This window comes from Phytobacter diazotrophicus (genome assembly GCF_052061655.1).
In the GTDB taxonomy this organism is placed as follows: domain Bacteria; phylum Pseudomonadota; class Gammaproteobacteria; order Enterobacterales; family Enterobacteriaceae; genus Phytobacter; species Phytobacter diazotrophicus.
This window is the reverse complement of the sequence record NZ_CM125428.1, coordinates 3929812-3950329: the sequence shown is the minus strand read 5'-3', so window position 1 is coordinate 3950329 and position 20518 is coordinate 3929812. Positions and strand designations below refer to the sequence as shown.

19 protein-coding genes are annotated in these 20518 nt (G+C 54.8%); 9 read left to right on the top strand and 10 right to left on the bottom strand.

The window, feature by feature from the left end; genetic code table 11:
- Positions 1–115: 115 nt before the first annotated feature.
- From modA to modC, 3 genes are read left to right on the top strand one after another with little or no spacing between them, the layout of a single operon-like run.
- Positions 116–892 carry a molybdate ABC transporter substrate-binding protein gene (modA, locus tag ACS0RQ_RS19245; RefSeq protein ID WP_271849873.1) on the top strand — a complete coding sequence of 259 codons (777 nt, stop codon included), beginning with the start codon at positions 116–118 and terminating at the stop codon, positions 890–892.
- Positions 889–1578, top strand: a complete 690-nt coding sequence (gene modB / locus ACS0RQ_RS19240) for a molybdate ABC transporter permease subunit (protein ID WP_039077253.1) — start codon at positions 889–891, stop codon at positions 1576–1578. The genes modA and modB overlap by 4 nt, the downstream gene beginning before the upstream one ends.
- Before the next feature lie 2 nt (positions 1579–1580).
- Complete coding sequence (gene modC, locus ACS0RQ_RS19235; RefSeq protein ID WP_271849872.1) at positions 1581–2639, top strand: molybdenum ABC transporter ATP-binding protein ModC; 1059 nt, start codon at positions 1581–1583, stop codon at positions 2637–2639.
- On the opposite strand, the gene ACS0RQ_RS19230 is transcribed toward modC, so the two are convergent.
- The gene (locus ACS0RQ_RS19230; protein ID WP_271849871.1) at positions 2640–3458 is read right to left on the bottom strand and encodes a pyridoxal phosphatase; all 819 of its coding nucleotides are present in this window, start codon (positions 3456–3458) and stop codon (positions 2640–2642) included.
- Positions 3459–3607: 149 nt separating this feature from the next.
- Here ACS0RQ_RS19230 and pgl point away from each other — a divergent pair, with 149 nt between their 5' ends.
- Positions 3608–4603 (top strand): 6-phosphogluconolactonase, encoded by a 996-nt coding sequence (gene pgl, locus ACS0RQ_RS19225; protein ID WP_125125087.1) that lies wholly within the window; start codon positions 3608–3610, stop codon positions 4601–4603.
- Between the two features lie 53 nt (positions 4604–4656).
- Here pgl and ACS0RQ_RS19220 read toward each other — a convergent pair whose 3' ends face one another.
- From ACS0RQ_RS19220 to bioA, 4 genes are all read right to left on the bottom strand, one after another.
- Entirely contained in the window at positions 4657–5940 is a 1284-nt protein-coding gene (locus tag ACS0RQ_RS19220; RefSeq protein ID WP_271849870.1) for a putative acyl-CoA thioester hydrolase, read from the bottom strand.
- 113 nt (positions 5941–6053) lie between these two features.
- Complete coding sequence (locus ACS0RQ_RS19215) at positions 6054–6530, bottom strand: kinase inhibitor (RefSeq protein WP_271849869.1); 477 nt, start codon at positions 6528–6530, stop codon at positions 6054–6056.
- 11 nt (positions 6531–6541) lie between these two features.
- Positions 6542–7222, bottom strand: a complete 681-nt coding sequence (locus ACS0RQ_RS19210) for a type 1 glutamine amidotransferase domain-containing protein (protein ID WP_271849868.1) — start codon at positions 7220–7222, stop codon at positions 6542–6544.
- 69 nt (positions 7223–7291) lie between these two features.
- Positions 7292–8581, bottom strand: coding sequence for an adenosylmethionine--8-amino-7-oxononanoate transaminase (gene bioA, locus ACS0RQ_RS19205; protein ID WP_271849867.1), 1290 nt, complete (start codon positions 8579–8581; stop codon positions 7292–7294).
- Positions 8582–8667: 86 nt separating this feature from the next.
- On the opposite strand from bioA, the gene bioB reads away from it, so the two are divergent.
- From bioB to bioD, 4 genes are read left to right on the top strand one after another with little or no spacing between them, the layout of a single operon-like run.
- Complete coding sequence (gene bioB / locus ACS0RQ_RS19200) at positions 8668–9708, top strand: biotin synthase BioB (protein ID WP_271849866.1); 1041 nt, start codon at positions 8668–8670, stop codon at positions 9706–9708.
- Positions 9705–10859, top strand: coding sequence for an 8-amino-7-oxononanoate synthase (gene bioF / locus ACS0RQ_RS19195; RefSeq protein ID WP_271849865.1), 1155 nt, complete (start codon positions 9705–9707; stop codon positions 10857–10859). Before bioB ends, bioF begins: the two co-directional genes overlap by 4 nt.
- Positions 10846–11598 (top strand): malonyl-ACP O-methyltransferase BioC, encoded by a 753-nt coding sequence (gene bioC, locus ACS0RQ_RS19190; protein WP_271849864.1) that lies wholly within the window; start codon positions 10846–10848, stop codon positions 11596–11598. Before bioF ends, bioC begins: the two co-directional genes overlap by 14 nt.
- A complete protein-coding gene (gene bioD / locus ACS0RQ_RS19185) occupies positions 11591–12313 on the top strand; it encodes a dethiobiotin synthase (protein ID WP_271849863.1) in 723 nt (240 codons plus the stop codon). Before bioC ends, bioD begins: the two co-directional genes overlap by 8 nt.
- On the opposite strand, the gene ACS0RQ_RS19180 is transcribed toward bioD, so the two are convergent.
- Positions 12255–12977, bottom strand: a complete 723-nt coding sequence (locus ACS0RQ_RS19180) for an ABC transporter ATP-binding protein (RefSeq protein WP_193795534.1) — start codon at positions 12975–12977, stop codon at positions 12255–12257. The genes bioD and ACS0RQ_RS19180 overlap by 59 nt on opposite strands.
- Before the next feature lie 764 nt (positions 12978–13741).
- Between ACS0RQ_RS19180 and uvrB the strand changes: the two genes are divergently transcribed.
- On the top strand, positions 13742–15763 hold the full coding sequence (uvrB, locus tag ACS0RQ_RS19175) for an excinuclease ABC subunit UvrB (protein ID WP_271849862.1): 2022 nt from the start codon (positions 13742–13744) through the stop codon (positions 15761–15763).
- A gap of 190 nt (positions 15764–15953) precedes the next feature.
- Here the strand turns inward: uvrB and pmrB are convergent, their stop codons facing one another.
- The 4 genes from pmrB to yvcK all read right to left on the bottom strand — a co-directional run bounded on the left by pmrB (position 15954) and on the right by yvcK (position 20368).
- Positions 15954–17033, bottom strand: a complete 1080-nt coding sequence (gene pmrB, locus ACS0RQ_RS19170) for a two-component system sensor histidine kinase PmrB (protein WP_271849861.1) — start codon at positions 17031–17033, stop codon at positions 15954–15956.
- Positions 17034–17035: 2 nt separating this feature from the next.
- Entirely contained in the window at positions 17036–17707 is a 672-nt protein-coding gene (pmrA, locus tag ACS0RQ_RS19165; protein WP_039077237.1) for a two-component system response regulator PmrA, read from the bottom strand.
- Positions 17704–19347, bottom strand: coding sequence for a phosphoethanolamine transferase EptA (gene eptA, locus ACS0RQ_RS19160; protein WP_271849860.1), 1644 nt, complete (start codon positions 19345–19347; stop codon positions 17704–17706). Before eptA ends, pmrA begins: the two co-directional genes overlap by 4 nt.
- A 112-nt stretch (positions 19348–19459) precedes the next feature.
- Positions 19460–20368 carry a uridine diphosphate-N-acetylglucosamine-binding protein YvcK gene (yvcK, locus tag ACS0RQ_RS19155; protein ID WP_271849859.1) on the bottom strand — a complete coding sequence of 303 codons (909 nt, stop codon included), beginning with the start codon at positions 20366–20368 and terminating at the stop codon, positions 19460–19462.
- Positions 20369–20518 lie beyond the last annotated feature (150 nt).

The window sequence follows — 20518 nt, the reverse complement described above, 5'->3', positions numbered from 1 at the left end:
GCTTGCCGATATCTCATAAATCTCAGTAATTCTTGATGAGTATGACCTCACCCGGTGAATCTCTGGTAGTATCGTTATGTTCCCAAGTATATAACGACACTCACAGGAGTTACAGATGACACGTACATGGTTACGCCTTTTTGCCGGGGCGACTTTATCGCTTTCCGTTGCCGGACATGCGCTGGCTGATGAAGGGAAAATTACCGTTTTTGCGGCAGCGTCGCTGACCAATGCAATGCAGGACATTGCCGCTGCGTATAAGAAAGAGAAAAACGTCGAGGTGGTCTCGTCGTTTGCTTCGTCTTCCACGCTGGCACGTCAAATCGAAGCGGGTGCGCCTGCGGACCTGTTCATTTCTGCTGACCAGAAATGGATGGATTACGCGGTTGATAAAAAGAGTATCGATACCGCCACGCGCGTAACCTTGCTGGGTAATAGCCTGGTTGTTGTGGCGCCGAAGAGCAGTGCGCAGGGCGACATTACCGTTGATGCGACCACTGACTGGGCAAGCTTGTTGAAAGGCGGCCGCCTGGCGGTTGGCGATCCGGAGCACGTCCCGGCAGGTATCTATGCGAAAGAAGCGCTGCAAAAGCTGGGGGCGTGGGATAAATTGTCTCCGAGCCTGGCACCAGCAGAAGATGTACGTGGTGCTCTGGCACTGGTTGAACGTAGCGAAGCCCCGTTGGGTATCGTCTATGGTTCTGACGCCGTGGCCAGTAAGGGCGTGAAAGTTGTCGGGACTTTCCCGGAAAACTCTCACCAGAAGGTGGAATATCCGATGGCGATTACCGAAGGTCATAAAAACGCAACGGTTAGCGCGTTCTATGATTACCTGAAAACCCCGGAAGCTTCCGCCGTGTTTAAACGTTACGGATTTACGACACACGAATGATATTAACGGATCCCGAATGGCAGGCAGTGATACTTAGCCTGAAAGTTTCATCCCTCGCAGTTGTTATTAGCTTGCCCTTTGGGATTTTCTTTGCCTGGTTACTGGTGCGCTGTACCTTTCCAGGCAAAGCCCTGCTTGACAGTCTCCTGCATCTTCCCCTGGTTCTGCCTCCGGTTGTCGTAGGGTATTTATTACTTATTGCCATGGGAAGACGTGGATTTATCGGCCAGTGGCTCTTTGACTGGTTCGGGATAACCTTCGCTTTTAGCTGGCGAGGCGCGGTGCTTGCGGCGGCGGTGATGTCCTTTCCGCTGATGGTGCGTGCCATTCGCCTGGCGCTGGAAGGCGTTGACACCAAACTCGAACAGGCCGCCCGTACCTTAGGTGCCGGGCGCTGGCGCGTGTTTATGACGATTACGCTGCCCTTAACATTGCCGGGAATTATTGTCGGCACCGTGCTGGCCTTTGCCCGTTCGCTGGGTGAATTTGGGGCGACCATCACCTTTGTCTCAAACATCCCTGGCGAAACGCGCACCATTCCTTCGGCGATGTACACCCTTATCCAGACACCCGGCGGCGAAATGGCGGCGGCGCGTTTGTGTGTGATCTCCATTATTCTGGCGCTTGTCTCGCTGCTCATTTCGGAATGGCTGGCGCGCGTTAGCCGTGAACGGACCGGGAGATAACTATGCTGGAGCTGAATTTTAGTCAGACGCTCGGAACGCACCGTCTGCAGGTAGCCGAAAGCCTGCCAGCCAGCGGTATCACGGCGGTATTTGGCGTATCGGGAGCGGGGAAAACCTCTCTTATCAATGCGATTAGCGGCTTAACGCGCCCGGAGCAGGGGCGTATCGTGCTCAATGATCGCGTACTGTATGACGCTGAGAAAAAAATCTGCCTGCCGCCGGAAAAGCGCCGGGTCGGTTATGTCTTCCAGGATGCGCGCCTGTTCCCGCATTACAACGTGTTAGGCAACTTGCGCTACGGCATGGCGAAATCCATGGCCGGGCAGTTTGACAAGCTGGTGGCGCTTCTGGGGATCGAACAGCTTTTAGAGCGCCTGCCAGGCGGGCTGTCGGGTGGGGAAAAGCAACGCGTGGCGATTGGTCGCGCCCTGTTAACCGCGCCGGAATTGTTGTTGCTGGATGAGCCGCTGGCATCGCTGGATATTCCGCGTAAACGTGAGCTGTTGCCATATCTGCAACGCCTGGCGCGGGAAATCAATATTCCTGTGCTGTATGTCAGCCACTCGCTGGATGAGATCCTGCATCTTGCCGATCAAGTGATGGTGCTGGAAGCGGGGGTTGTTAAAGCCTTTGGTAACCTCGAAGATGTCTGGGGGAGCAGCGTGATGAATCCGTGGCTACCCCAGGAGCAGCAAAGCAGTATTCTGAAGGTCAGCGTGCTGGAGCAGCATCCGCATTACGCCATGACGGCGCTGGCGTTAGGCGACCAGCATATTTGGGTGAACAGACTGGATAAGCCGCTTCAGGCTGCTGTGCGCATTCGAATTCAGGCAACAGATGTGTCGCTGGTGCTGCAACCTTCCGGCAATACCAGTATTCGTAATACTTTGCGGGCGAAAGTGGTGCAAAATTACGATCTGGACGGGCAGGTAGAAGTTCAGTTGGATGTAAGCGGAAGGACGCTATGGGCGCGAATTAGCCCGTGGGCCAGGGATGAGCTCAATATCAAACCTGGCCTGTGGCTCTATGCACAAATTAAGAGTGTATCGATCACCGCCTGATCAGAGCAGATGGCTATAGATAAAGCTGGCAATGCTGTCGGTGGTGTTATCGCCAATCACAACGTTGGCGCGGGCTTTGACCGCGTCATCGGCATTCCCCATTGCGACTCCAAGGCCCGCTGCCTCCAGCATGCTGATGTCGTTGTAGTTGTCACCGAACGCCACCACTTCTTTCATCGACAAGCCCTGTGAAGTGACCCACTCGGTCAGGCGTTTGCCTTTGCTATTGCCCGTGCGCGCGATATCAACCTGATCATGCCACGACCACTCGCACTCCAGTCCCAGTGTTTGTTCAACCGTGTGGGCAAACTGCTTAAGCTTATTGGTGTCTTCGTCGGTCAGGGCGAATTTCCAGATAGCGTCAACGTCACGGGCGGCAGCGCGCAACGAGTCCACCTGGGTGAAGACCGGGCGCTGTTCCGGCGGCAGAGTTTGTGCCCAGTTATTGGTACGGATGACATGACCGGTTGGCTTTTCATAGAGCATGGCATTATCGACATACATGAGACCGTGGACATCGTGGGATTCGAGCATTTCAATCAGTTTAACGGCTTGCGAAACCGGCAGAGGATCGGCTGTTAACACTTTTTTTGCCTGATAATCATACAAATAAGTGCCATTACAGCAAATTGCAGGTGTATCAAGCGCCAGTGCCTGATAAAAAGGATGGATGGCAACGTGATGCCGCCCGGTAACAATAATTAACTGATAGCCGGCTGCTTTTGCCCGGGCAAGCGCCTCGATAGAAGAGGGGAGCAGCGTTTTTTTAGGCGTCAGTAAGGTACCATCTAAATCCAGTGCTAATACACGCGAGGTCATGTCGTTTTCCGTGGTCAATGTTGAATTTGGCTTTTTCGGGATGGTACACCGAGTCGCGCCATGGGCAAAATTTGCGCGTGAAATTCAGCATTAACCACGAAAAAAGGCTATCCTGGTAAATTAACGCAGTATCAAGGAAAGGAGTATTCATGAAACAAACCGTTTATACCGCCAGCCCGGAAAGTCAGCAGATTCATGTCTGGCGTTTGAATCCCGAAGGCACCCTGACGCTTGTGCAGGTGGTGGATGTTCCCGGCCAGGTTCAGCCGATGGTCATAAGCCCTGATAAACGTTACCTCTACGTGGGCGTACGCCCGGAATTCCGCGTTATTGCTTACCGTATTGCGCCAGATGATGGTGCGTTGACCTATACCGCAGAAGCGTCGCTGCCAGGTAGCCCGACGCACATCTCAACCGATCACAGTGGTCGTTTCCTGTTCAGCGGTTCCTATAATGCGGGTTGTGTCAGCGTAACCCGTCTCGACGATGGCGTGCCGACCGAGACCCTGGACGTGGTGGAAGGGCTGGAAGGTTGTCATTCTGCCAATATTTCGCCTGACAATCGCACTCTGTGGGTTCCGGCGCTGAAACAAGATCGTATTTGTCTGTTTACGCTGTCCGAAGATGGCAACCTGCAACCGCAAGACCCGGCGGAAGTGACCACCGTTGAAGGCGCAGGCCCGCGCCATATCGCCTTCCATCCGAACAAACGTTTTGCCTACTGTGTGAATGAGCTGAACAGCTCTGTCGATGTATGGCAGCTTAATGATGCGCACGGCAAGATTGAATGCGTGCAGACGCTGGATATGATGCCGGCTGACTTCTCCGATACCCGCTGGGCGGCGGATATTCATATTACGCCGGATGGCCGTCACCTGTATGCCTGTGACCGTACCGCCAGCCTGATCACTGTGTTCAGCGTGTCAGAAGATGGCAGCGTACTGGCTATCGAGGGCTTCCAGCCGACAGAAACGCAGCCGCGTGGCTTTAATGTCGATCACAGCGGTAAATTCCTGATTGCGGCAGGGCAGAAATCCCACCATATCGCGTTGTATGAAATTAACGGCGAGCAGGGGCTGCTGACCGAGAAATCCCGTTATGCGGTAGGCCAGGGGCCGATGTGGGTTGTGGTTAACGCGTACTGATTTTCAGGCATAAAAAAACCTCGCCGCGGCGAGGTTTTTTCGTTTCAGAATGCTTACTTTTTCGGTTCAGCAACAACCTGGCTGCCTACGCCACGGTTGTTGAATTCCCACATGCGGTTGAAGCGCGGATCGTTCAACTGACGCTGAATGTTACCTTTATCATCCACCGCACCCGTATTACCGGCAAACGCGCGACCCGAAGCCGCTGCGGCCGCCCACGGTTTCGCCACGTTGAAGCCTTCGTTGATCACGCTATCGCGAATCACAACCTGACCGTTGGTATTGGCATCCACGTCCAGTGAGCGGCCCAGTTGCGCCACGCCGTTACCGGTTGCGGTAAAGCGGCTGTTGGTCGCCAGGAAACCGAAATTAACGCTGGACAGGGTTGCCGGTGCGAACACGTAGCCTTCTTGTTGGGTACGGGAGTTCACAACGCGGAAATCGGTGTTATCAAACACAACCGCGCCGCGGCCTGCAACGATATCCACATCCCCTTCTACATAGCTGTTGGTGACCAGCGTACGGGTCTGGCGATCGTTACGCAGGGTGTTATCGACACCGCTATTGGTCACGAAGAAGGTGTTCTGGCGACCCAGAATATTAACGTTATTCAACTGAACTTTGTCGCCGTCGCTGCGGAACGCAACCGCCTGATGGTTACCGGCGTCAACGCTGTCGCCAAGGCTATTCTGGATGGTGAGGTTCTGCAGTTGCAGGCCATTGTTCTGTGACCAGAAAACAGCGGAACACATCACGCCAACGGTGGCGTTACGGTTGCTCTGGCATTTATCAAACATATACCAGGCGGGTTTACCCGGCATGTATTTGCCTGATGGATTGACCAGTTTACGCCATGTCGTGCTGTCCATTTCAGAGTCGATAGCCAGCCCGATTTTCACGTCCAGCGGTTTTTCGCCGGTACCGTAAATGGTCACGCTGCCAGACGCCGCAGGAACATACACCGTGCCTTCGTAATCACCCGGCATCACGGCAATATACTGACGATCGCTGGAGTGTTTGTTGATGGCTGCGTCAACCGCTGCCTGAATGGTGTTGTGCGTTACGCCAGGCGTACCCGCCGGGCCAACCACGAAGTTTGCCTGTGCCGGCAGACGGATAGCATAAGGCTTCCACGCGGCTGCGTTCGGCGTCAGGGAGGCGAAGTAGTTATCCGCAACGAAGTTTTTCGCTTCGCCCGCCGTCAGAACAGGGCGCGATGCTGTACCCGGCGCAGTTTGTTGAGAAGGCTGTTGATCCGGCGGCGTTGAGCTACAGGCGGTCAGTGTCACGCCAAAAGCCAGTGCCAGCGTCAGACGAGAAACCGAGAATGTGTTCAAGAGGTACTCCAGCTGTGCAAGTTTAAATGATTTCGTCAGAAGCCTGCTTTTTTATACTAAGTTGAGCGAAACGGGAAGCCGATTGTGCAAATCGGCCTCAAATGAATGGTTTTTTAGCTAAAAAGGGCGGTGAGGGAGGCGCTGGCGAGAGAATGGAAATGCACATTAAAGCCGACCATTGCACCGCTGGCGTCGGCATCGACCTCTATAGCCGGAACATCCAATGCATAGACGGTGAAAATATAGCGGTGGGTTTCACCTTTCGGCGGTGCCGCGCCGCCATAACCGGCTTTGCCAAAGTCGGTTCGTGTCTGGATAGCGCCATCCGGTAGCGCGCTTATTCCTGAACCGGCTCCTTGTTGTAATACGCGGGTATCGGCGGGCAAGTTCGCGACGACCCAGTGCCACCAGCCGGACCCCGTGGGGGCATCCGGGTCGTAGCAGGTAACCACAAAACTTTTGGTTGCGGCGGGAACATCATCCCAGGCCAGATGCGGCGAAATATTGTCGCCGTCGTAGCCCATGCCATTGAAAACGTGGCGGTGGGGCAGTTTGCCCCCGTCCTGTAAATCATAACTGATCAGTTTCATTTCACCTCCTGTCAGCGATGCAACAACTTGACGATTTCCTGTGCGGCAGCGGCCGATGACGCCGGGTTTTGCCCGGTAACCAGGTGACCGTCGGTGATTGCATACACGCCCCAGTCTTCACCGCGCTCGTACAAGCCTCCGGCCTGTTTTAACGCATCTTCAACCAGGAATGGCACAACCTGTGTCAGGCCGACGGCTTCTTCTTCGCTATTGCTAAAACCCGTCACGCGTTTGCCCTGGACCAGTGGGCTGCCATCTGGCTTATGGGCATGGCGTAGCACGCCCGGCGCGTGGCAGACGGTTCCTACCGGCTTGCCTTCGGCCCAATATTTTTCGATAAGCGCGATAGATACAGGATGTTCTGCCAGATCCCACAGCGGACCGTGCCCGCCGGGGTAAAACACAGCTTCATAATCCCCTGCAGCGATATCACTCAGTTTGTGGGTGTTTGCCAGGGCGATCTGTGCGGCTTTGTCTTTGCGAAAGCGCTCGGTGTCCTGGGTTTGGGCATCGGGCGCATCGCTTTTCGGATCCAGTGGCGGCTGTCCGCCTTTGGGGGTGGCAAGCGCAACCTCCAGCCCTGCATCGCGAAAAACATAATAAGGCGCGGCAAATTCTTCCAGCCAGAAACCGGTCTTTTGCCCGGTGTCGCCGAGGGTGTCATGCGAGGTCAGTATCATTAAAATCGCCATTATTCCTCCTGATTCCGGGATGAGTTAACCCTCCAGAGTGTAGCATCCCGGAATCAGGCGGGCGTTAAATCAGACAATGAACATCTCGTCCATGGCGACGGCGGCATTCACGGCCTGGGTTAAGCGCGTCAACTGCTCGCGGCTTATCGCATAAGGCGGCATCAGGTAAATGAGGCGGCCAAACGGGCGGATCCACACGCCTTGCCCGACAAAGAAACGTTGCAGCGCCGCCATGTTCACAGGGCGCCTGGTCTCCACCACGCCGATTGCGCCCAGTATGCGAACGTCCTCCACATTGGCGCTATCGCTCGCTGCTGCGAGCTCGTCGCGTAACTGGCGTTCAATCGCGGCCACCTGGGATTGCCATTCGCCGCTTTCCAGCAGGCCGAGACTGGCCGTTGCCGCCGCACAGGCCAGCGGATTGCCCATAAACGTCGGGCCGTGCATAAAGCAGCCCGCTTCGCCGTTGCTAATTGTCTCGGCCACATGGCGCGTCGTAAGCGTGGCGGAAAGCGTCATTGTGCCGCCGGTTAAGGCCTTGCCAAGACAGAGAATATCCGGGGCAACCCCGGCGTGTTCGCAGGCAAACAGCTTGCCGGTACGACCAAAGCCGGTGGCAATCTCATCGGCAATCAGCAATATCCCTTCCCGGTCGCACATTTTACGGATCCGTTTAAGCCACTCAGGGTGGTACATGCGCATCCCGCCGGCGCCTTGCACGATGGGCTCAAGGATCACCGCGGCGATCTCATGGCGATGCGCCGCCATCAGGCGGGCAAAACCCACCATATCGCGCTCGTCCCATTCACCGTCGAAACGGCTTTGCGGCGCGGGGGCGAAGAGGTTTTCCGGCAGGTAGCCCTGCCACAGACTGTGCATGGAGTTGTCCGGGTCGCACACCGACATCGCGCCAAAGGTGTCGCCGTGGTAGCCGTTACGGAAGGTGAGAAACCGCTGCCGGGGCTCGCCTTTCGCCTGCCAGTATTGCAGGGCCATTTTCATCGCCACTTCCACGGCCACCGAGCCAGAATCAGCGAGGAAAACACACTCCAGATTGTCCGGGGTCATCGCCACCAGTTTACGGCACAGGGTAATGGCGGGTTGGTGGGTGATGCCGCCAAACATCACGTGCGACATGGCATCAATTTGCGCTTTCATCGCCGCGTTCAGTACCGGGTGATTGTAGCCGTGAATAGCGGCCCACCAGGAAGACATGCCGTCTACCAGCCGCTCGCCGCTGGTCAGCGTCAGTTCGCATCCTTGTGCGGATTGCACCGGATAAACCGGCAGCGGAGAGGTCATGGAAGTGTACGGGTGCCAGATGTGGCGCTGGTCAAAGGCAAGATCGTCCGTTGTCATAATCGACTTGTAAACCAAATTAAAAACATTTAGGTTTACAAGTATAACCCGAATCGAGATTTAACAACACCCTTTGGAGAAGCCCAATGGCTCACCAGACACGCTGGACAATGTCGCAAGTCACCTCCCTGTTTGAAAAACCGCTGCTGGAACTGCTGTTTGAAGCGCAACAGGTTCACCGCCAGCATTTTGATCCCCGCCAGGTGCAGGTCAGCACGCTACTTTCGATCAAGACCGGGGCCTGTCCGGAAGATTGCAAATACTGTCCGCAAAGCGCCCGTTATAAAACCGGGCTGGATGCAGAAAGGTTGATGGAGGTGGAGCAGGTACTGGACTCGGCCCGTAAGGCGAAAAACGCCGGTTCAACGCGCTTTTGTATGGGCGCGGCCTGGAAGAACCCGAACGATCGCGATATGCCGTATCTGGAACAGATGGTCGAAGGGGTGAAGGCAATGGGCCTGGAAGCCTGCATGACGCTCGGAACGCTCACTGACAGTCAGGCGCAGCGTCTGGCGCATGCCGGGCTGGATTACTACAACCACAACCTGGATACCTCACCGGAATTCTACGGCAACATCATCACCACCCGAACCTATCAGGAGCGCCTGGATACGCTTGATAAAGTGCGTGGCGCGGGAATCAAGGTCTGCTCTGGCGGCATTGTGGGGCTGGGCGAAACGGTCACCGATCGCGCCGGGTTACTGCTGCAACTGGCAAACTTGCCTACACCGCCGGAAAGCGTACCCATCAACATGCTGGTGAAAGTGAAAGGCACGCCGCTGGCTGATAATGAGGATGTCGACGCCTTTGATTTTATCCGTACCATCGCCGTTGCCCGTATTATGATGCCCACCTCGTATGTACGTCTGTCCGCAGGGCGCGAGCAGATGAACGAACAGACTCAGGCCATGTGCTTTATGGCCGGGGCAAACTCCATTTTCTACGGTTGTAAGTTGCTGACCACCCCCAACCCGGAAGAGGACAAAGACCTGCAACTGTTCCGTAAGCTGGGGCTGAATCCGCAGCAGACCGGGGTGCTCAACGGCGACAGAGCGCAGCAGGAACAACTGGAACAGCAGCTCGTGCATGCGGATACCGATCAGTATTACAACGCGGCTGCGCTATGAGCTGGCAACAGCGCATCGATGAGGCGTTAGCGGATCGTCTGCAGGCCGATGCCTTGCGCACACGCCAGTGCGTGGCACAGGGGGCCGGGCGCTGGCTGGTTCGCGACGGGCAGCGCTATCGCAACTTCTCCAGTAACGATTATCTGGGCTTAAGCCAGCATCCGGCGGTTGTTCGCGCCTGGCAGCAGGGGGCAGATAAATACGGGGTTGGCAGCGGCGGTTCTGGTCATGTGAGCGGCTACACCCTGGCACACCAACAGCTCGAGGCCGGGCTTGCCGACTGGCTGGGGTATCCGCGCGCGCTGCTGTTTATCTCGGGATTCGCTGCCAATCAGGCGGTGATTGCCGCGCTGGGTAAGAAAGAGGACCGTATCGTTGCCGACAGGCTAAGCCACGCCTCGTTGCTGGAAGCGTCCAGCCTCAGCCCGGCAGAACTACGCCGCTTTGCCCATAACGACGCCACGCATCTTGCGGCTCTGCTGGCAAAACCGAACGGTGGCGAACAACTGGTTGTTACCGAAGGGGTGTTCAGTATGGACGGCGACAGCGCGCCGCTGGCTGACATCGCCCGGGTGACCCGACAGGCAAACGGCTGGCTGATGGTCGACGATGCGCACGGTATTGGCGTATGCGGCGACGAGGGGCGCGGTAGCTGCCACGCCCGCCAGGTCACGCCGGATATCCTGATTGTCACGTTCGGCAAAGGGGTTGGCGTGAGCGGTGCGGCGGTGCTGTGCAGCGAATCGCTGGCCGATTATCTGACACAGTTTGCCCGCCATCTGATTTACAGCACCAGTATGCCGCCCGCCCAGGCCGCGGCAATCAGCGCCTCACTTGCTGTTATTCGATCCGAAGAAGGCGCACAACGCCGCCATAAACTGAATGCGCTGATTGCGCAATTCCGTGCCGGCGCACAGGCGCAGAAACTACAGGTGACAGCATCTGACAGTGCCATTCAGCCGCTGATTGTGGGTGAAAACAACCGTGCGCTGCAACTGGCCGCGCAGTTACGGGCGAACGGTTTTTGGGTAACCGCGATTCGCCCGCCAACCGTCCCGCAAGGTACCGCCCGGTTGCGCTTAACGCTCACTGCCGCCCATGAGCCGGAAGACATTACGCAGTTGCTGGAGATATTGCATGACGCGCGTTGATAAACAAGCCATTGCCGATACCTTCGGTCGCGCCGCCCACCGCTACGACCAACACAACGGATTGCAGCAACAAAGCGCAGAATTACTGCTTTCCCGTCTCCCTTCTGCCCCTGTTGAACAGGTGCTGGATGCCGGCTGCGGGCCGGGGTTGCTGAGTCGCTACTGGCGAGAGCAGGGGGCGCGGGTGACGGCGCTGGATATCTCCCCGCCCATGCTGGAGGAGGCCCGGCGCAGGCAGGCGGCAGAACGCTATGTGCTGGCGGATATCGAAGCCATGCCTTTTGCCCGCGCTGAATTTTGTCTTGCCTGGAGTAACCTGGCGGTGCAGTGGTGTGATGATGTGCGTCAGGCGCTGGCGGAGTTATACCGCGTAGTGCGCCCCGGTGGACATATTGCGTTTACCACCCTGGTGAGCGGCTCGTTACCTGAATTGAATGAGGCATGGCGCGCGATTGATGACCAACCTCATGCCAATCGCTTTCTGGCCGCTACGCAACTCCACGATGCGTTATCGGGCTGGCGCTATCAGGCGGGCATTGAGCCCATCACGCTCTATTTTGCGGGGGCCCTGGAGGCCATGCGATCGCTTAAAGGGGTTGGGGCGACCCATCTGCATGCCGGACGCAGGCAAGGGCTTACGCGAGGGGGGCTACAACGCTTGCAACTGGCCTGGCCGCAACAGCAGGGAGCATTCCCGCTGACCTATCAACTTTTCTGGGGAGTTATCACGCGTGACTGAACGCTATTTTGTCACCGGCACGGACACCGAGGTCGGAAAAACGGTGGCGAGCTGCGCGCTCTTGCAAGCGGCAAATCTTCGGGGGCTGCGAAGTGCGGGTTACAAACCGGTGGCCTCGGGCAGTGACATGACTGCACAGGGGCTACGCAACAGTGACGCGCTGGCTTTGCAGCACAACGGCAGCGTGATGCTCGATTACGACCAGGTAAACCCCTGGACTTTTGCTGAGCCGACATCGCCGCATATTGTCAGCGCAGAGTCCGATACGCCTATTACGCTTGAGGGGATGTCTTCCGGGCTTCGGGCGCTGGAAGCGAAGGCCGACTGGATATTGACAGAAGGGGCTGGCGGGTGGTTTACGCCGCTTTCAGAGACATTCACTTTTGCCGATTGGGTGGTGGCCGAGCAATTGCCGGTGATTCTGGTGGTGGGCGTTAAACTTGGGTGTATTAACCATGCAATGTTGACCGCACAGGCGATAGAGCAGGCGGGATTGCGTTTTGCTGGCTGGATTGCCAATGATGTTCAGCCGCCAGGTAAACGGCATACCGAGTATCTTGCGACGCTACGGCGCGTGTTAAAGGCACCTTTGATGGGAGAAATTCCCTGGCTTGCCCACGCGCCGTTCGCTACACAAAACGGTCATTATCTCGATCTCAACGTGCTGAATCAGGCGACATCCAGTGCGACAGAAGTTGATCGTCAAGCTGTCTGACATCCCCTTCGGCGACGTTGCGACCACGATGTAACAGACAGAAACGGTCGGCCACCCGGCGTATAAACGACAGATGTTGTTCGGCCAGCAGGATAGTCATACCGAAATCCTGGTTGAGCCGGACAAGTAAATTGCCGAGTTTATGGATAAACGCCTGTCCAAGCCCGCGTGTGGGTTCGTCCAGAATCAACAGCCGCGGGCGATTGACGAGCGCGCGCGCCATCGCCAGTTGGTGCTGATTATCCTCAGACAGCCCAGCGCCTTTCACCTGACGTAGCCCGTAGAGTTCGGGAAACAGGTCATAAATCTCACGATTGACGGTACTGCGCGGTTCACCAGCGGCCAGCATGGCGATATGCAGGTTCTCCTCAACGGTCATTTGTGAAAATATCCGCCTGTCCTGGGGAACATAGCCTATGCCCATTGCGCTGCGATGCTCCGCCTGTAGGTTGAGTAAATCCCTGGGCGGCGCCCCCGCTTCTTGCCAGACCATGCTACCGCTCTCCACGGGCAGATAACCGGTAATGCAATTGATAAGCGTCGTCTTGCCCATCCCAGGGAGGCCAATAACAGAGGTGCATACGCCGGGGGAGAGGTCGAGATCGACATTCCACAGCGTATGTTGATTGCCGTAATACTGATTGACTGCACGTAAGCTCAACACGGTTCGCTCCTTATCTCTGATCGGGTGACAGAGAAGATGTTGTAGAAGTCTCTGCAAAAGCCTTGCCAGAACCTAAAAGCGAGATTTTTTTCGGAACCCGCTGATGAATAAGAGAGTAAAAGTGCGTTTTGCGGGTGGCAGGCGAAAATATATGCTCTTTGACAGTGCCAGGGATGGCGGGAAATGGTGCAGTCAATTGGTGAATTGTGAGCAGGATCGCATGATAATTCACCGATTCGTTAGCAGATATTCTGCGAAAATAAGCGAGAAAATTTTTTTATTGACCTCAAAGAGGCTGCCGGGTGGTTTTTGGCGACAGGCGAGGCATATGGGCTGGAAGCAGTTATCCACTATTCCTGTGGATAACCTTGTGCATTAGAGTTAGAAAAAGTGCGAGAAGCGAGTAAATACGCGGCTTGCGCCTGAATTGCTGCGAAAGGCGTCTTTTATGATATTCCTTTATTTTTTAATTAGTTAAATAAAAGCAATCCTTGTAAGAAATCTGTCACCCACTGCCACAAAACTTTCATTACCTGTCTTGACAAGTGTTAAAAAAGGAAATGTTCTGGGGATAACCCGCTTTTGCTGGTGTTTTGTACCGTCCCAGATGATTTTCGAGGTGTGCTCATCGTGCCGGGCCAGTGAGTAGAAGAGATTCCTGATTATGCCACTGTTTTTACATCCAGTATTTTTTATTGGCAAATCTCGCTGTGGTGAGTAAAATTACTTTCCTGCCCGCTCATTCCTTCATCAGGTAGCCGTCCATGAGTAAACCATTCAAACTGAATTCCGCTTTTCGTCCCTCCGGCGATCAGCCAGAAGCTATTCGTCGCCTGGAAGAAGGGCTCGAAGATGGTCTGGCTCATCAGACTTTGCTGGGCGTGACCGGTTCAGGGAAAACGTTCACCGTGGCGAATGTCATTGCCGATTTACAGCGCCCGACGATGGTGCTGGCACCGAACAAGACCCTTGCGGCACAGTTGTATGGCGAAATGAAAGAGTTCTTCCCGGATAACGCCGTGGAATATTTCGTCTCTTACTACGACTACTATCAGCCGGAAGCTTATGTGCCGAGTTCGGACACGTTTATTGAAAAAGATGCCTCGGTGAACGAACACATTGAGCAGATGCGTCTGTCGGCCACTAAAGCGCTGCTTGAACGTCGGGATGTCATTGTGGTGGCATCGGTCTCCGCGATTTACGGCCTGGGCGATCCGGACCTGTACCTGAAGATGATGCTGCACCTGACAAAAGGGATGATCATCGATCAGCGCTCCATACTGCGTCGGCTGGCGGAGCTGCAGTACACCCGCAATGATCAGGCGTTTCAGCGCGGTACCTTTCGCGTGCGCGGCGAAGTGATCGATATCTTCCCGGCAGAATCGGACGATATTGCCCTACGCGTTGAGCTGTTTGATGAAGAAGTTGAGCGTTTGTCGCTGTTTGATCCGCTGACCGGGCATGTTGAGTCGACCATCCAGCGTTTTACGGTCTATCCCAAAACTCACTACGTCACGCCGCGTGAACGCATCGTTCAGGCGATGGAAGAGATCAAGGTCGAGCTGGTCGACCGGCGCAAGGTACTGCTGGAGAATAACAAGCTGCTGGAAGAGCAGCGGCTGACCCAGCGCACCCAGTTCGATCTGGAAATGATGAATGAGTTGGGCTATTGCTCCGGCATCGAAAACTATTCGCGCTACCTTTCCGGGCGCGGGCCGGGCGAGCCACCGCCGACGCTGTTTGATTACCTTCCGGCGGATGGCCTGCTGGTGATTGATGAATCCCACGTCACCATTCCGCAAATTGGCGGTATGTTCCGCGGCGACCGCGCGCGTAAAGAGACGCTGGTGGAGTACGGTTTCCGTCTGCCGTCAGCGCTGGATAACCGCCCACTGAAATTTGAAGAGTTCGAAGCGCTGGCACCGCAAACTATTTATGTGTCGGCGACGCCGGGCAACTATGAGCTGGAAAAATCCGGTGGCGATGTGATTGACCAGGTTGTGCGCCCAACCGGGTTGCTCGATCCGATTATCGAAGTGCGACCGGTGGCAACCCAGGTGGACGATCTGCTCTCCGAAATCCGCATACGCGTCGCCATTAACGAACGCGTACTGGTCACGACACTGACCAAACGCATGGCGGAAGATCTGACCGAATATCTGGAAGAACATGGTGAGCGGGTGCGTTACCTGCACTCCGACATCGATACGGTCGAACGTATGGAGATTATCCGCGATTTACGCCTTGGCGAGTTCGATGTGCTGGTGGGCATCAACTTGCTGCGTGAGGGGCTGGATATGCCGGAAGTGTCGCTGGTGGCGATTCTGGATGCGGATAAAGAAGGGTTCCTGCGTTCTGAGCGTTCGCTGATTCAGACCATTGGTCGTGCGGCGCGTAACGTCAACGGGAAAGCCATTCTCTACGGCGATAAAATTACCCCATCCATGGCGAAGGCGATGGGGGAAACCGAGCGTCGTCGCGAGAAACAGCAGCAGTACAACGAAGAACACGGCATCACCCCGCAGGGGTTGAACAAAAAAGTGGTGGATATTCTGAGCCTCGGCGAAAGCCTGGCGAAGACCAAAGGCAAAGGTCGCGGTAAATCGCGCACACCGGCTCAGGTGGAAGCTGCTGAACTGGCGTTAACCCCGAAAGCGCTGCAGCAGAAAATTCACGAGCTGGAAGGGCAGATGATGCAACATGCACAGAATCTCGAATTCGAAGAGGCGGCGAAATGCCGTGATCAACTGCATCAATTGCGGGAATTGTTTATTGCCGCCTCGTAACATGATGCCGCTCACGAAATTGACCTGTGCATCTTAATGTTTACTTAATGAAAGCCGATTACTCTCCTGTGAAAAATCAGGAGAGTATCTATGCACAAAGAAAATCTGGCTCAGTATCTGGCCGTTGCTCTGTCCCTCGCCATTATCATCGGCTTTACCCATCTCTGGGTGCTGACTTACTGAACTCCCCTTAACGTGCAATGGGGTTGAGTTTCACCCATGCGCGAACGCCAGGGCCTGGCTGACGGTTGTGTAAGAAGAATTGCGCGTCATGGAGCTGTGCGATGCGTGAAACGATACTCAATCCAAGCCCTGAACCACCATAGCGACTATCCATTCGCACAAATGCTTTGCTTAACTCTCCGCTGCGGGATTCATCCACGCCTGACCCCTCATCTTCCACCGACAGAACCGGCGTTGAACCACCGATAAGGCTCACGGTAATGGTGGTGCCGGGCGGGCTGTACCGGTGGGCGTTCTCTACCAGATTTCGCAGCAGCACCTGCAGGAGTGTGGCATCGCCTGCCACGGCGATATCTTCTGTCATTTCCGGCAACTGTAAGTGCTGCTGACGGGTGTGCAGCATTCTCTCCAGCTCACTGTGGACCGGCATGACCACATCTTCCATCAGCATCACCTGCTGATAGCTGCCAGCGGAAAAAGATTGCCCGACGCGGGCGAGTTGTAGCAACTGGGCAATATTTTCGGTCATCTGGTCCAGCCGCTGGAGCAGGGGGGCGACATCCAGAGCATGGCTTTTGGCCATTAACTCCAGGTGCAGACGCAGGCCTGCCAGCGGCGTACGCAACTCATGGGCTACGTCAGCGGTAAACAGACGTTCGCGATCCAGTGTGACGGTAAGGCGTGAAACCAGTTGATTGATGGCAGAGGCAACGGCTTCCACCTCACGGACCGGGTTTTCCAGAACGATGGGTTCAAGGTTGCCCGGCGCACGCGCATCGAGCTCGCGCTGTAATGCTGAAAGAGGGCGGGTTATGGTTTTCAACGCTTTAAAACAGAGCAGCAGGGCGAGACCAATGATCAGCAGGCTTGGCACCAGCAGACTGGCGACCGCCTCGTGTACTTCATGCTCAACCTGTTTATGGTTGTTATGGCTGTGAATCGCGCTTTCCACCAATAACTGGACTTGCTCTTTACTCTCATGCCATAGCCAGAACACGCTGACCAGTTGACACACCACCAGAATCGCCCCGACGGTGAGCAGCAAGCGGCTTCGCATTGACCAATTCCTGAACTGAAAGATCGCCATGCTTATTCCTGTTTATCGGCGTGGATCAACATATACCCATAGCCGCGAACGGTACGGATACGCGATTTGCCGATTTTGTCACGCAGGTTATGGATGTGCACTTCCAGCGTATTAGTCGCCGGTTCGTTGTCCCAGTTGTAAATGTCGTTATAGAGTATTTCACGGTGTACCGGCGTACCCACTTTCATCAGCAGGCGTGACAGCAACGCGTACTCTTTTGGCGTAAGCTCCAGTAACTCTTCGCTGAGCCATACCTGACGGCGGGTCAAATTCAGCCGCAAATTACCGTTTGTTAATTCGCTGTCTGCCTGGTTATTGTGACGCCGCAGCAGGGCACGAATACGCGCGTTAAGCTCTTCGAGTGCGAAGGGCTTAACCAGATAATCATCCGCACCGGTGTCCAGCCCGGAAATACGATCGGAGAGCGTGTCCCTGGCGGTCAAAATTAATACCGGCAGCGTGAATTTCTCGCGGCGAACACGCTCCAGGAAATGGAGGCCATCTTCGTCCGGAAGGCCAAGGTCAAGCACCATCAGACTGTAGTGTCCGGTTGCCAGACTCAGGCCCGCTTCATGCGCGGTGGATACGCCATCGCAGGCGTATCCTTCACTTTGCATGGCCAGAATCAATCCCTGTAATAACAGTGCATCATCTTCGACGACCAGAATTTTCATTTCGGCTCTCCACGACAGGCAGTCAAAATATCATCTTGCGCACGGTATTCCTTCGTACTGACCCCTGTCATACCCAACATGGTCGAGAAGAGATTATCCTGCGAAAAGTTCTTTTGCTGTGCCTCTTTTTGCAGGCACTGATTATCTACGCCGTAACGCTTTTGATAATCCTCAGACAGCCAAATAAGCATCGGAATATGTTTTTGCGTTTCCGGGGCGATGGAATAAGGCAAACCGTGTAAATAGACACCGTCTTCACCCAGCGATTCACCATGGTCGGAAAGGTAAACCAGGCTGGTGGTGAATTTATCCTGTTTCGATTGCAGTAATTTAATGGCTTTGTCGACAATATAATCAATGTACAAAATGGTGTTGTCGTAAGTGTTCACCAGTTGTTCCTGCGTGCAGGTCTGAATCTGGCTGGTATCGCAGGTCGGGGTAAATTTACGAAATGCCGCCGGGTAGCGGTTATAGTAGGTTGGCCCGTGGCTACCAATGGTGTGCAATACAATGACGCCGTCATGTTGCAGATTATTGATATAGTCTTCGAGCTGATGAAATAACGCTTCATCCTGACATTCACCGTCAATACATAACCCCGGAAGATTCAGCGCAGTCACATCCTGATGAGGAACGCGATCGCAGGCGCCTTTGCAACCGCCGTCGTTTTCATTCCACAACACCTGAATACCCGCGCGCTGAATAATATCCAGCAACCCTTCCTGATGATGGGCCAGTTCTTCGTCGTAATTCTGGCGCGGCATATTAGAGAACATGCAGGGCACGGAAATGGCCGTTGCCGTCCCGCAGGAGGTGGTGTTCGGGAAATAGACCACATTATCCTGTTTTAAACGCGGGTTGGTATCATGAGCATATCCACCGAGGGAAAAGTTGGCGGCACGCGAGGTTTCACCCACGATCAAGATGGTCAGATTCTTACGCGGGCCGTTTTGCATCTGCGCACGTTGTTCTGCATCTTCACCGATACGCACCAGCGGCAAATTATCCATGCGATGATGGCTATACCAGGATAAACCTGCGGTGATGCTGTTTGACGGGCTGAGGGATTTAACCAGTTCTTTATTATTGCGAAACAGTGAGGCGTAATCTTTATAGAACAGCAGCGCGACGAAAACGATCAGTAATGCAGAAACCGCAATGCTCACGAGGCGGCTGATAATACTGCGCCAGGCCGGGACCGGCGCTTTGATTTTAATCCACCAGGCGATAAGCACCATTAACGCGCCTGAGAGCAGCAGCACCACAACCATACGTGGCGATAGCAGGGCGAAACTCTCTGCCGGGGTGGTATCGAGAATATTGGTCACCATTGAGCGGTCGATAATAATGCCAAAGCTCATGATGAAATATTGCGCCGCCGCGCTGACCAGGATAAAGAGACTGATCGTCAGACGGTCCAGGCGTAAAAATGAAGTCAGAGTGAGCGCAATATTGATGACGCTAAAGGCCACAACGGGCATGGAAGCAAATACCAGCGCGTTATGCAATGAGTCTACCGGCAATAATCTAAATGCCTGGCGATAAAACGCGATGTTTAAAATCACTGCGATATAAAGCGCGAACAAAATCAGAAAGCTCAGGCGGCTTAAGCTAGGCCGGCGAAGACGAAAAGTAGGCATGACAACGATCCTGACAAAGACAGGATGACTATTCTGGACAAAGATCTTTAAGACAACCTTAAGAAATTAAGGAAACGTGATGGCGCGAGCACAAATCGTGCTCGCTGCGCGATTAACCCAGCGCCTGAACCGCTTTTTCCAGCGCTTCACGCAACAAGTGCCTGTCATGACGATAGGGGATATCGCTGGCGTCCAGTACCCCCTGAATAACAACCCGGTCGGAAACCGCAGAGACATCCACTTTCGGGCCAACGATAACGGCATCAATGATCGGTTTACCCACATACTGCTCCATGATCGTCAGCTTATCTTTAAGCGTCAGGTTGGCGGCGGCCACGCTCAATTCTCTGCCAAGATTTCCGATATAGACCACGGGCGCCGGGGTGCGGCGCAACGCTTGTGAAAGGTCTTCCAGCAGCAGTAAAGGCAGCAGGCTGGTATAAAAACTCCCCGGACCAATTAAAATCAAATCCGCCTCGGCAATCGCCTGAACGGCTTCCCGCGTGGCGTGTACTTTGGGAAACAGCATCAGTTCCTGTACCGGGGATTCCAGCAGGTCGATATTCACTTCGCCATAGACCATATGGCCTTCGTTGTCTGTTGCCATTAAATCAACGGGTTGTTCAGACATCGGAATAAGAAACGCATCGACCTTGAGCAGGTTGCGAATGAGATTGATCGCCTCCAGAGGGCGCACGCTGAGATGATCTAACGCCTTTAACATCAAGTTTCCGAGGTTATGGCCGGAAAGTTCGCCATTACCGCTAAAACGGTACTCAAACATCGCCGAAGCGACGCTGGGTTCGGTAATAAGCTGGTTTAAACAGTTGCGCATATCGCCCCAGGCGATCCCTCCCTCAGAGCGGCGAATCCGCCCGGTAGAACCGCCGTTATCGGTGGTCGTCACAATACCGGTGAGTCGTGAACCTAATGATGATAAAGCTGACATCACGCGGCCCAGACCGTGCCCACCGCCAAGCGCAACGACGCGATCCAGATCCGCAAGAGTGCGATTACGCATAAACCTTCCTTATAAATGATTACCGCGCTACGTTAACCTAAATACCACCTAATGACGATGCCGCGCAGGGTGGAAAATGACGTATATCAAAGCAAAAAAGGGATTTTCACGTACTCTGTTATGAAAATGCGCGATCATGTCGCTATATAC

Excerpts from the sequence above, each read along its gene's own strand:
- modA (WP_271849873.1), top strand. The coding sequence starts at position 116 with ATGACACGTACATGGTTACGCCTTTTTGCCGGGGCGACTTTATCGCTT.
- modB (WP_039077253.1), top strand. The coding sequence starts at position 889 with ATGATATTAACGGATCCCGAATGGCAGGCAGTGATACTTAGCCTGAAA.
- modC (WP_271849872.1), top strand. The coding sequence starts at position 1,581 with ATGCTGGAGCTGAATTTTAGTCAGACGCTCGGAACGCACCGTCTGCAG.
- ACS0RQ_RS19230 (WP_271849871.1), bottom strand. The coding sequence starts at position 3,458 with ATGACCTCGCGTGTATTAGCACTGGATTTAGATGGTACCTTACTGACG.
- pgl (WP_125125087.1), top strand. The coding sequence starts at position 3,608 with ATGAAACAAACCGTTTATACCGCCAGCCCGGAAAGTCAGCAGATTCAT.
- ACS0RQ_RS19215 (WP_271849869.1), bottom strand. The coding sequence starts at position 6,530 with ATGAAACTGATCAGTTATGATTTACAGGACGGGGGCAAACTGCCCCAC.
- ACS0RQ_RS19210 (WP_271849868.1), bottom strand. The coding sequence starts at position 7,222 with ATGGCGATTTTAATGATACTGACCTCGCATGACACCCTCGGCGACACC.
- bioA (WP_271849867.1), bottom strand. The coding sequence starts at position 8,581 with ATGACAACGGACGATCTTGCCTTTGACCAGCGCCACATCTGGCACCCG.
- bioB (WP_271849866.1), top strand. The coding sequence starts at position 8,668 with ATGGCTCACCAGACACGCTGGACAATGTCGCAAGTCACCTCCCTGTTT.
- bioF (WP_271849865.1), top strand. The coding sequence starts at position 9,705 with ATGAGCTGGCAACAGCGCATCGATGAGGCGTTAGCGGATCGTCTGCAG.
- bioC (WP_271849864.1), top strand. The coding sequence starts at position 10,846 with ATGACGCGCGTTGATAAACAAGCCATTGCCGATACCTTCGGTCGCGCC.
- uvrB (WP_271849862.1), top strand. The coding sequence starts at position 13,742 with ATGAGTAAACCATTCAAACTGAATTCCGCTTTTCGTCCCTCCGGCGAT.
- pmrB (WP_271849861.1), bottom strand. The coding sequence starts at position 17,033 with ATGGCGATCTTTCAGTTCAGGAATTGGTCAATGCGAAGCCGCTTGCTG.
- pmrA (WP_039077237.1), bottom strand. The coding sequence starts at position 17,707 with ATGAAAATTCTGGTCGTCGAAGATGATGCACTGTTATTACAGGGATTG.
- eptA (WP_271849860.1), bottom strand. The coding sequence starts at position 19,347 with ATGCCTACTTTTCGTCTTCGCCGGCCTAGCTTAAGCCGCCTGAGCTTT.
- yvcK (WP_271849859.1), bottom strand. The coding sequence starts at position 20,368 with ATGCGTAATCGCACTCTTGCGGATCTGGATCGCGTCGTTGCGCTTGGC.